The organism is Segatella copri, from assembly GCF_026015295.1.
Taxonomy (GTDB): Bacteria; Bacteroidota; Bacteroidia; order Bacteroidales; family Bacteroidaceae; genus Prevotella; species Prevotella copri_C.
Window position 1 is genome coordinate 811,387 of sequence record NZ_JAPDUW010000001.1, and the last position, 12,045, is coordinate 823,431.

Annotated in this window: 9 protein-coding genes; 2 read left to right on the plus strand and 7 right to left on the minus strand. The window is 41.0% G+C overall.

Annotated elements, in window-relative coordinates; all coding sequences use genetic code 11:
• Positions 1-79: 79 nt before the first annotated feature.
• Positions 80-1,642 carry an ATP-binding protein gene (locus ONT18_RS03330; protein WP_234563671.1) on the plus strand — a complete coding sequence of 521 codons (1,563 nt, stop codon included), beginning with the start codon at positions 80-82 and terminating at the stop codon, positions 1,640-1,642.
• A gap of 113 nt (positions 1,643-1,755) precedes the next feature.
• On the opposite strand, the gene ONT18_RS03335 is transcribed toward ONT18_RS03330, so the two are convergent.
• The 5 genes from ONT18_RS03335 to ONT18_RS03355 all read right to left on the minus strand — a co-directional run bounded on the left by ONT18_RS03335 (position 1,756) and on the right by ONT18_RS03355 (position 7,607).
• Entirely contained in the window at positions 1,756-2,397 is a 642-nt protein-coding gene (locus tag ONT18_RS03335) for a DedA family protein (protein ID WP_233339057.1), read from the minus strand.
• Between the two features lie 64 nt (positions 2,398-2,461).
• The gene (locus ONT18_RS03340; RefSeq protein ID WP_119229109.1) at positions 2,462-4,177 is read right to left on the minus strand and encodes a glutamine--tRNA ligase/YqeY domain fusion protein; all 1,716 of its coding nucleotides are present in this window, start codon (positions 4,175-4,177) and stop codon (positions 2,462-2,464) included.
• A gap of 298 nt (positions 4,178-4,475) precedes the next feature.
• Complete coding sequence (locus tag ONT18_RS03345; protein ID WP_022121194.1) at positions 4,476-4,850, minus strand: hypothetical protein; 375 nt, start codon at positions 4,848-4,850, stop codon at positions 4,476-4,478.
• Between the two features lie 77 nt (positions 4,851-4,927).
• Positions 4,928-5,626, minus strand: coding sequence for a phosphatase PAP2 family protein (locus ONT18_RS03350; protein ID WP_119238246.1), 699 nt, complete (start codon positions 5,624-5,626; stop codon positions 4,928-4,930).
• Positions 5,627-5,696: 70 nt separating this feature from the next.
• Positions 5,697-7,607: an LTA synthase family protein gene (locus tag ONT18_RS03355; RefSeq protein WP_264903994.1), complete on the minus strand. Its 1,911-nt coding sequence runs from the start codon at positions 7,605-7,607 to the stop codon at positions 5,697-5,699.
• Between the two features lie 183 nt (positions 7,608-7,790).
• On the opposite strand from ONT18_RS03355, the gene ONT18_RS03360 reads away from it, so the two are divergent.
• Positions 7,791-8,213: a helix-turn-helix domain-containing protein gene (locus tag ONT18_RS03360; RefSeq protein WP_006846727.1), complete on the plus strand. Its 423-nt coding sequence runs from the start codon at positions 7,791-7,793 to the stop codon at positions 8,211-8,213.
• A 95-nt stretch (positions 8,214-8,308) separates the two neighbouring features.
• Here the strand turns inward: ONT18_RS03360 and ONT18_RS03365 are convergent, their stop codons facing one another.
• Together ONT18_RS03365 and ONT18_RS03370 are read right to left on the minus strand one after the other, a co-directional pair.
• Positions 8,309-8,926, minus strand: coding sequence for a sigma-70 family RNA polymerase sigma factor (locus tag ONT18_RS03365; protein ID WP_264903995.1), 618 nt, complete (start codon positions 8,924-8,926; stop codon positions 8,309-8,311).
• 102 nt (positions 8,927-9,028) lie between these two features.
• Complete coding sequence (locus ONT18_RS03370) at positions 9,029-12,016, minus strand: PD-(D/E)XK nuclease family protein (protein WP_264903997.1); 2,988 nt, start codon at positions 12,014-12,016, stop codon at positions 9,029-9,031.
• Positions 12,017-12,045 lie beyond the last annotated feature (29 nt).

A 12,045-nucleotide genomic window follows, 5' to 3' on the forward strand; every position in this document is an offset into this window, starting at 1 on the left:
AAAAATATCTCTCCCAAAATTTTCCTATTCAAAAAAATATTCGTAACTTAGCAGCGCAAAACGTAAAGCATGTAGGAATATGGCAAAAATGGTAAATTTCTATCCTGTAGGAATACAAACATTCTCGAATATCAGAGAGGGTAATTATCTCTATATAGATAAGACCCAATACATCGTGGATTTTCGAGAGAAAAAAATGAAGTATGTCTTTCTGAGTCGTCCAAGACGATTCGGAAAGTCGCTCTTTGCATCTACCCTCCAGGCCTATTTCGAGGGAAGGAAAGAACTTTTTGAGGGATTGGCCATTGCTGATTATGAGAAGGATTGGGTGAAGCACCCTGTGCTGCATTTCGACCTGAGCGGCGCCAAGCACATGGGAGTGGAACAGCTGGAAAGATACCTGGCTGATATGCTTGAAGAGCAGGAGACAATCTGGGGATATAAGACGCATCAGGTGGACGCTAACCTCCGTTTGAAAGACCTGGTGAAAGAAGCATACAAGCAGACGGGTAAGAAGGTAGTGATTATCATTGATGAATATGATGCCCCTTTGCTGGATGTAGTGCATGAAAAGGAAAATTTGAAACCGCTGCGCCTCATCATGCAGAACTTCTATAGTCCCATCAAGATGCTCGACCCATACTTGGAGTTTACCTTCATCACGGGTATCACCAAGTTCTCGCAGCTCAGCATCTTCAGCGAACTGAATAACCTCGATAACATCAGTATGTTCGACCAGTATTCGGCTATTTGCGGTATCAGCAAGAAGGAACTTACCACTCAGATGAAACCGGATATAGAGGCATTGGGAGAAGACCTGGGTATGACGTATGAGGAGTGCCTGGCAGAGCTGACAAGATTCTACGACGGCTATCATTTCAGTAAGAAATCTGAAGATGTATTCAATCCGTTCAGCCTGGTAAAGGCACTGAATGCACGGGATATTGCTCCTTACTGGTTTGGCTCGGGTACGCCGACTTATCTTATCAAGACGCTGCAGAAGTATCACGTCAATGTGATGGATATTGAGAAGAAATCATGTGATGTGGATGACTTTGATGTTTCGCCAGAAATGATGACTTCTGCGCTTCCGTTGCTCTATCAGAGTGGTTATCTCACCATCAAGAAGTATAACCCGATGCTGCAACGTTATACCTTGGAATATCCTAACAGAGAGGTTAAGATTGGCATGCTCAAGAGTCTTGCACCTAACTATCTTTCACCAATATCTTTGGATAATAATAGTCTGGTAGGTGATTTTCTGGAAATGCTCTATGAGGCAGACGTTGAGGGAGCGATGGTGCGCCTGAAGGCTTATCTTGCCAGCATTTCCAACCGTTTGAGCAATAAGAACGAACGGGATTTCCAGACGGTGTTCTATCTTATCTTTAACCTGATGGGAGCACACATGAGGGTAGAGGAGGATAGTGCGATAGGCAGGGCTGATGCAGTGGTGTATATGCCTGATGCCGTATTTGTTTTCGAGTTGAAATATGATGGTTCAGCCGAGGAAGCTATCAGACAGATAGATGAAAAGGGATATCTGATTCCATATTCTGCCGATGGTAAGCGTCTGTTTAAGATTGGTGTAAATTATGACAGCACACAGCGGACGATAGGTGATTGGATTATCAAGGAATAGGTCACTTGAATCCAACCTTGTTTTGCCATGATGAGATGCTTTAGAAGATAAGTAATTATACGAAAGAAAAAATCCCCCATCCCGCTTGAGAATGCAGGATGGGGGATAGTTTCTTATTTCTTCTTGAGCCCCTTGTATGCAAGGAAAGCTACAATAACAACGGCAAGAGCCAAGATGATGTAACCGAGCTCATGACTATACTTTAATGCCTGCTGATATACATCTTGAGTTGTTTTATAGTCTGTATATTGGTAAATACCCCAACCGATGGTTGCTAAAACAGTATTCCAGATGCCAGCACCGATTGTGGTATAGAGCAAGAATTTGCCTACATGCATGCCTGCCAAACCGGCTGGAATGCTGATTAACTGGCGAACAGCTGGTACCAGGCGCCCAAAAATAGTGGATGCGGCTCCATGCTTGCGGAAAAACTCTTCTGCAACTTCTACCTTTTGGCGGTCTATCAGGCACATATGTCCGATGCGGCTGTCGGCAAAACGGTAGATGATAGGGCGGCCTACCCATTTAGCTAAATAATAGTTGATAAGTGCACCGATATTGGCACCAATGGTGGCAAATACGATGACTAGGATAAACGACATTCCGCTATCAGGATCCATGGCTTTCCATGCTGCAGGTGGAACAACCACCTCTGATGGGAATGGGACGAATGAACTCTCGATAGCCATGAAAAGGATTACTACCCAGTAATTTAAATTGTCTAGTATCCAAAGAAAAAGCTCTGCTGTATTCATTTGTTATCTTGAATCTAAATAATATCTGTCTCAGCTGTTGAAAACTGAGACAGATATAGGTGATTTATTTATTCTGTTTTGCCCATGTATCCTTCAAACCAACGGTTTTGTTGAATACTGGTTTTTCTGCAGTAGAATCAAGATCGGCCATGAAATAACCGATACGCTGGAACTGGAGATATTCACCTGGCTTCTTGCTGGCTGCATATTCCTCAACATAGCAGTTAGGATAGTCGTGGAAGCTGTCTGGGTTAAGCAACTCGTGGAAGTCACGTTCATCAGCAGATGGATTTTCTACCATAAAGAGACGGTCGTATTCGCGCACCTCTGCCTTTACGCAGTGATCTGCTGATACCCAATGCAATGTACCCTTAACCTTACGGTTGGCACCTTCCATGCCGCTCTTGCTGATAGGATCGTATTCTGCCTGAATCTCAGTGATAACACCATTTTCGTCCTTTGTGCATCCAGTGCACTTAACGATGTAAGCATTCTTCAGACGAACTTCTTTACCTGGAGTCATACGGAAGAATTTTTTAGGAGCATCTTCCATAAAGTCAGCACGTTCTATCCAGAGATTCTTAGAGAATGTGATGGTGTGTGTACCGTCAGCTTCATTTTCTGGATTATTGATGGCTTCCATTTCCTCTGTTTCACCTTCCGGATAGTTGGTAATTACGAGTTTTACAGGATCAAGTACTGCACTCACACGACAAGCTTTCTTGTTCAAGTCTTCTCTAACAGATGCTTCGAGTAAGGCCATATCGTTGAGAGCATCGAACTTAGTATAACCGATACTGTCGATAAACATACGAATACTCTCAGGAGAGTAACCGCGACGGCGCATTCCGCAAAGAGTAGGCATACGTGGGTCGTCCCATCCGATAACCAGTTTCTCATCAACCAGCTGGTGAAGCTTACGCTTGCTCATTACTGTATAAGTGAGGTTCAATCGGTTGAACTCAATCTGACGAGGACGATTGTCGTTTAATACATCTGCAGTTCCGTCCTTCTCCTTCAAGAAGTCGATGAACTTATCGTAAAGCGGACGGTGAGGTACAAATTCCAATGTACAGATAGAGTGGGTTACCCCTTCAAAGTAGTCACTCTGTCCGTGAGCGAAATCATACATAGGATATGCATGCCATTTAGTTCCTGTACGGTGATGAGGAGTTTGGATGATACGATACATGATAGGATCGCGGAAATGCATGTTTGGATTCGCCATATCGAGTTTTGCGCGAAGCACCATGCTGCCTTCTACGGCCTCAGGAGTATTCATCTTCTCAAACAAAGCAAGGCTTTCTTCGATTGGGCGATCACGATATGGGCTAGCAGTACCCGGTGTGGTAGGGGTACCCTTCTGCTGTGCAATTTCTTCAGCAGTTTGTTCATCTATATATGCATTGCCCTTCTTGATCATCCAGACAGCAAAATCCCAAAGCTTCTCAAAGTAGTCAGAAGCATAGTAGATATTGCCCCACTTGAAACCGAGCCACTGGATGTCTTGAAGAATATTCTCTACATATTCATTGTTTTCCTTGCTAGGGTTAGTGTCATCAAAACGAAGATTGCAAACACCATTATATTTCTCTGCAACACCAAAGTCCATGCAGATAGCTTTGGCATGGCCGATATGCAGATAACCATTAGGCTCTGGCGGAAAACGCGTCTGGATTCGTCCTCCGTTTTTGCCTTCTTTGAGGTCTTCCTCAACTAACTGTTCTACGAAAGAGATACTTTTCTTCTCTTCCAAATTGTTTTCTTCATTAATTGCCATAATTCAATAAAAAGAATAATTTTTAAATTTTATGGTGCAAAGATACAAATTTAATTGTAAGTACCGAAATTATCTGGCAGATAATTTTGTTTTGGGAGCGATAATTTTGTTTTGGGAGCAATAATTCACAAAATATGTTTTTAAACATATAAAAAGATTCGTTCGTTTCGAAAAATATGTCTATCTTTGCATCGTTATCCTGAATACAATCTTTTTACCTTAAATGAAACTAATACCAAAAAGAACGCCTTCGCTGTGAAGCGAGGGCGTTTTGCTTTTATACCAGGTTCATATTTAATTACTTTTTGCGGAATGTTTCGTTCTTAATAATGATAGAACCTTCTTCTGTATCGAGTGTAGCCTGCTCCTGAACATCGGCATCGAGACCCTTGCGGCTCAGGATAATCACAGCTGCTTTACCTTCTGGCTTAGCTGGCAATTCCCACTTGTAAAATTCCTTGTTAAGGCCTTTTACTTTAACAGAGAAATCACTGTTCAAAGTTACACTACGCTCACCATCTGCGCTCTTATATTCACCGGCTGCGGCAGCCTGAAATGCAGAATCGGTTACAACAGTCTGTTCTGCCTGAGCTGGTGCTGGTGCCTTTTTCTCAGAACATGCTGTGAAAGCTATCAGGCCCATAGCAAATGCAAGAATTGATAATTTCTTCATAATCTTTAAATTTTATATGTTAATAATAATGTATAATCTAAACCGTTTTTATAAGCTAACTCTTTTTATACATTTGTTTATCTCAGTGGTATGCTATAAAAAGATAGTATTCCACTGGTACAAATGATTACCCAAATAGAAACGAGCCCCGTAATGATAGGGACGCTTGCAAATCTGATGTCGTGGTTGGGCTTAAAACGTTCGGTATGCTTCCTTAAAAAATACTGAAATATATAATAATATAAGGTGGCATAGAGAAAACCAATGAGGGTACCAATCAGGAGGTCGCCAAAATAGTGTACACCGAGATACATGCGGGAATAACTGGTTATCAATGCCCACAGGCATAAGAATATCGTGAGTTTGCTCCGGCGAACCAGATATTGTGCAAAGAAGGCCATGCTCCATGCATTGGCTGCATGAGAAGATGGGAAACCATATCTGCCACCCCGATATCCTTGAACAACATGTACCATCGGACTGATAGGATTATCAGGATTGCTGGGACGCATTCTTGCTACTAATGGCTTCAGAATTCCTGATGCAGTTTGGTCTGAAAACAAGATAATCAGAGTGATGACAACTATAGTGCTCATCACAACCTTGACAGGAAAATTCTTTAGCAGTACAAAGATAAAACTGGCATAGAACGGAACCCATACAAAACGGTCTGAGAAAATCATCATGAAGTAATCCCAATACACGTTGTGAAAACCATTGAAAAACAGAAAAATCTGCGTATCAATCTGTTCTATTTGATGAAGTAATTCTATCATAGTCTTTCTTTATGAAATTCTGTAATGTTCGCTTTCTTGTTTCTGATAATCTGTTGCTCTGTCGTTTGGGCTATTTTGCACTCAAGTCATCGTACAACTTCTGAAGATAAGCCATGCCTCGCTTCAGGTTATAACCTTTTTTGCCTTTATCATAAACAACCTTTTGGGATTTATTGTCGTAGATGATAGAGTTCTCCTCTGATACCATGCCGAAAGCATCGGGTACATCAAAGAATGCAAATTTAGGAGTAGCATCACTCAACATATTCTTGCTGAACAAGAAGTCTTTGTGAGGAATGCCTAATTGTCCGAGCAGTGTAGCTGCTATATCATGCTGACTTCCTATGAGCTTAACATTCATTGGGCGAGCTATTGCTCCACCGGTCATGATAAGTGGAATCTGATAGCGGCTGCGGTCAAAGTTGTCAAGATGTTCTTTGTATGCACCAACATGATCGGCAACGAGTAATACCAAAGTATTTTTCCATCTAGGCAATTTGCTGTATTCACGCAGAAGATGACCTATGACACTATCAGTGTAAGCAAATGCATTTAAACGCTTGTCTTTCAGTCTGCTATATGGTACATCGAATGGCTCATGACTGCTTGATGTCTGGAATACTCTCAGCATAGGCTGTTTGGCATTCTGTTCTTTCCTGAGGTCTGCAAGCAGCCGGTTGGCTACGATATGATCGTGTACTCCCCATTTGCTCAATTTGTCTTCTATAGGGAAATCACTATCTGAAATGATTCTCTCATAGCCCTGGGAAACCAGCCAAGAGCGCTGGTTGGCAAAATCAACATCACCACCATAATAATATGCATTGCCGTAATGCTTTGCTTTAGCCAATGAACGTGCCAATGATGGTAATTGTGCAGATTTTGCCGGGTAGCGCATGATGCTGGTTGTAGGTTGTGCAGGATAACCGCTCAAAACAGCAACCAGACCACGATCCGTGCGGAAAGTGTTGGAATAGAATCTTGGGAAGAAAATTCCCTTTCTGGCTATTGAGTCCAAGCAGACAGCTACGTCTTTATGTGTTCCGACGGAAGGCATGATGTCGTTGGCAAAGCTTTCCATAATAATAATAAGTATATCTGGCTTTCCGTTTTTCCGAGCTTCTTCATTCAGGAGCGGGTAGGTGTTCTGGTCGCTTGAGCTTACCATTTGAGCAAAGAGCTTGTTAGCTTCTTCTTCTGACATGTATCGGTATTGCGATGCAAAATCTTCCTGATGGGTAAGTGATTCAAACAGGCTGAACATCGGATTGACGGCAGCATGATTCAAAAACGCATTTTGGCTGAAATATGCCTTTCCTGTATTTGTTGTAGATACAGTAAATCCTCCTCTGATAGGGATGAAGAGAAGGGCAGTAAGCAGCAACAGAATAAGAGAATGGCGCATACGATGATGCTCTATGTCAGAGTAGCGTGTTCTGCGACCACTGCCGAAATCTCCAAAACCATAGTTGCTGTATCTGCTGGAATAGCGCTTCTGGGTATGAGGCATGCGGAGTGCGAACCAGACGGCTATGGTAAGCAGCACAGTGATGAGGAGAGCAAAAAAGATGTAAAGCCCTCCAACACTTGCAAGTGCATCCTTTGGCGAAGTAAAGAAATAATATAATGGAGTGCTATCTAGCGGGAAGTTCCAATATGGATATAATCCTGCATTCAGTACGAATGTAATGGAAACCAGGAAAGATGCCAGTATATAATAAGCATTCAGAATGGGACGTATAATCTCCTTACGAAACCAAATCATTGCGATGAGCAACAAGCCCGGTAGTGCGGTGAGGTAACCAGCCATAGAGAGGTCGAGTGATAAACCGTACCACATCACTGTAGGCATTTCGCTCCAGATATTATCGATAGGTTGTGTAGCAGAAGCCTTTTCCAATATCATGAAAAATGGTTTCTGAATACTGAACAAAATGACAAACGTAAAATACGTTTTTATAAACCACAATATTTGCTTCATATCTATGCTTCTTGACTAATAATTATGATATACTCGGCTTTGAGCTTGAAAATTAATGCAAAAATAACCATTTTATTTCATATAAACGACTTTTTTGTGTTTATTTTTCAAAAAAGTGAGAAAAAATTTGGTCGTTCTAAATAAAAGTCGTACCTTTGTTGTAATAAATTTTATAACATAACTATGGCTAAGTACAATATTCAACCTAAAAAAGAAAAAATAGCAAGATATCAATCTATGCTGAGTGAAGAAACTAAGGACCGCCTTCGCGACGAGATAATCCGTGTTCTTGTTACTGAAAGAAAGTACAAGGACCCAGACTATAGTTCCAAGAAACTTGCAGAGGATTTGAATACTAACTCTCGCTATATTTCTGCTGTATGCGCAACTCGATTTCATAAGAATTATGCCGAGTTGGTGAATGATTATCGAGTAAACGATGCTATGTCTTTACTTACCGATAAGCGTTATGCAAGAATGAGTGTAGAAGGTATCAGCGAAATGGCTGGTTTCAATACTCGTCAGAGTTTCTATGCTAATTTCTTCAAGCGAATAGGCGTTACTCCTCGTCAATATCGTGCTAATCATTTTAAGGGATTGGAGTAAGTTTAATTGTTAATAACTAGAACATGAAACAAAAAGGAGGGTGTATCATAAGTTAATGATTCACCCTCCTTTTTGTTTTTACAAACTATTGCGAGTTACCTCTTGAAGTAGTTTCTCAATGCCTGGTGGCGGATACTCCTGTTCAATCTGCGTATGGTCAGATTTCGTATCTGGCGAACTCGCTCGCGTTTGAGCCCCATATCTTCAGCAATTTCAGCCATCGTTTCTTTAGGAACACCTATACCATAGAATTTGGTGATGATTTCTTTCTCTCGTGGCAATAAATCTGCAATGCTTTCTGCCATTTTTTTCTTCATCATTTCTATATTCAGGGTATCATCTGCAATCTTTACATCCGGATCGTTTAATATGTCTAATAGGGTATACGGATTGTTTGCGCTTAGTGGCGCATCTACAGATACAGCCTTGTCTGCGTTTCTTGGGGCAAATTTCTTCTGGTCTTTCGGTAAACGATAAAGCCCTGATTGTTTATCGATGGCCTGTGATATAGCCTTGTGAACGAATGGACCGGCATAAGCCACAAAATCGGTGCCCCGGTCGGCTTGGAACTTTTTGGCTGCCATAAGCATTGCCAGCGTTCCTTCGCTAACCAAGTCATCAAACTCAACGCCTTTACCTTTATACTGGTTGGCTACTGATTTTACATAGTTTAAGTTCTCACTAACTATCTTGTTTATTTCTTTTTCTGTCATACTCAATAATTCTTTTTGCAAATATACATAGAATAATTCAAAAAAGCAAGTATTTTGCGCATTTTAACCAATCATTTTGGTTTCCACATATTATATATGTTTCTATGATTTGCATAAAGCTGCATATGGACAGTATTCGCAACGATGCTTATCATCTGTAGGCCGGAATGGTTGGTCCTTGTCAAAGATGTTGGCGATGAGAACTTTCAGTTGTTTCATAAACTCTTCTTCGTATACATCTATGCTACTGATGAGTTCCTTGCCCATTTTTAATGTCGGATCATAATCTTCTGCTCCTGCATTTTGTATAAACAGCAAGCCTGGAGATACGGGCTCTTGAGCCGGATTCAGATTCCTGTTGTGGCTTACAATAATCGAGTAGAGCATAGATTGTAAATAATAATCTGTATGCTTGTTGAGCATGGATGGATCAAACACTTCGCTCAGTACTCTTGGACGTGTTGTTGAAATACGTCCTGTTTTATAGTCTATTACGCGGATTCGTTCTGCAAGATTATTGCCATTTGCATTACCGTTAGCTGCAACAGCGTCCAGTCGGTCGATAAAACCTCCTATTGACAGAGATAAATTGCCGATACTTGTTTCTACTTCGACGTCAGTTTTTACAACCAGCTCTAATCCGAGTATGGTGAATGGAGCCTGTCGCATATCTATCGTGACAAGTTGTCGGATATATCTTGCTATTACTTCTTTATTGATCAGTTGCAGACCATTATATTTTGGACGATACCCTGCAGCGCTAACTTTAAAGAGTTCTTCTCTGAACGCCTGATCTACCAGGCGATAAATCAGAGATTCGTCTTTTAAGGCTTGCTCTAGTTGCTCTTTTGATACAACGATAGGACGAGTCAGTTTGAGTTCTCCTTTACCGTCGGTTGTCAGAGCATCGCTGCTTGCTAATCCCAGATAGAACAGTTCTGCTGCACGATGGAATATATTTCCAAATACTTTGTTGTCTACTTCGTCCTCATCAATTTCATCTGGCTCAATCAGTCCTTCTACATATTTATAGTAGAATTGCTTTTCACATCTCAAATAGGTATTCAGAAATGTTGGCGTAAGCATTTTCAAATTCTTGAGCTGGCTGAGCGTATGCAGTTTTTTCTCTATTGGTTCATAAGTAGGACGCAGTGTGTTTTGTCCTGCGACCAAAGAAAAGCGCTCGATGTCATGATGGCTTTCTACCAGGAGTTGTAGCATAAAACGGCTCATCTCACCCGATTGGCCATCTTCTGTTGCGTTATTGTAACATAAAGTGATGTCGTGTGAGCGTTGGAGCAGACTGTGAAAATAATAGGCGTATATAGCTACTTTGTTATCTACCGTAGTCAAGCCGTATGCCTTTCTCAATGAATAGGGAATAAATGAAGCATCGTTTACACCTTTCGGCAGTTTCCCTTCGTTGCATGAGAGTACTAAGATATGCTCGAAATCAAGATTTCGAGTTTCCAATACACCCATTACCTGTATTCCTTCTGCAGGTTCTCCATGGAAAGGAATACTTGTAGATTGGATGAGCTGTTGGATGAGTCGTTCCAGAGTGATGCAGTCTACTGCTAAGTCTCCTGTCTGGATGAGTTCTTGCAGACGGTTTAATAAGGTATAGGTCCTGAAGAGCGATTCCTGGAATAAAGGATCGTCCTGTTCTTTACTATTCACACCTATTGTCTTCAAAATATCCAGCAGATACTGGATGAGTCTCAAATTGTATTCATTTTCTGTTGCAGTCTCACCCAAATCTTTGAAAAGCAGTGACAAGCCTTCATCACCATCCATGCTTAGGAATTGGCGGGTAGGATAGAACTGTTTCTGCTCGTCAAGAGCGCTCAAGAGTTTGCTATAATTTTGAGAAATATAGCGTGTGTATGGATGACGGAGCACCATGAGCACATTATGTAAGCGATAGTTGTTACTATGTTTGGGGTGACCAACGCCCTGCAACTTGATGAGCTGTTGCAGCAAACTGTAGAATGGTGTCTGTTGAAGCGGATAACCCAATGTTATATTATATGCTAACTTGTCGTTCTCAGAATAATCTGGCAACGACTTGATGCCTTCGTTTGTAGGAAGACTATGTATTACACTTTGCAACAATCCTTCATCGGCTAATACTATAGCCACTTTTTTTCCATATTTATAGCGTTTCTTTTCTTTAAGCCATTGGTTTACATAACGGGCCTGGATGTTTTCTGTAGATGCCGAAATGTATGTAATGTCTTTATTGTTATCAAAGTTATGATAAATATCACGAAGATCATGAGGAGGCATATCATTCAATTCGTTAGGATAATATTTGAGATATTCACGAATGTAGTGACCTGCCTCATGGTTGTTTTGCATATAATAGTCATCGTAGTCCCAATAGAAATGTGCTTTACCCTCTTTCATCAAGCGGTCGCAGAGTTTCCGTTCTACTACTTGCATCATATTAAAACCGACAAAGAGATATTTCTTGTGTTGGAATTTGATATTTTCATCATTTACAACTTTCCTGTATAGAGCCCCCTCATAAGCCAATCCCTGTTCTTCAAGACGCATGTTGAACTGCTTATAGATATCAAGGAAATGGCTCCATAATTGTAGAAATCTCTTTTTGAGTTCTGAGTTGTGATCATCGTTGAAATTGCTGAAAAATTTCTTAATCAGCGTTTTCTGTTCTTCTGTAAGATATGAGATGTCATCAAGTTCATGTATATTGCTAAGATTGGCAAAGAGTTTTTCTGCTTCTGCCATGTTTTTATCAATATCGTCAAAATCTGTGATAAGAAGTTGTCCCCATCCATAAAAATGGTCGAGGGTCTCATCAATACCAGTGCAGGCTACGAATGTTTTATGTAAATCGCAAACAAGTTTGATTGGGTCTCCAACTTTCAATGTGCTATGTTTGCGAAACAGATCGCTGATAGTTATGTAAGATGGCGACCAGATAGGGTGATCAGTCAAACGGGCCAGACTCTCGTTGAGGAAAAGAGCGGCGCGTTTATTTGGAAACACGACAGCAATGTCGCTGAGATTGTTTCCGTATTTCTCGAGAATATCTCTTGCTACATATTTTAAAAATGCTTTCATATCTTAATGGACTTTTCAATGTTTGCAAC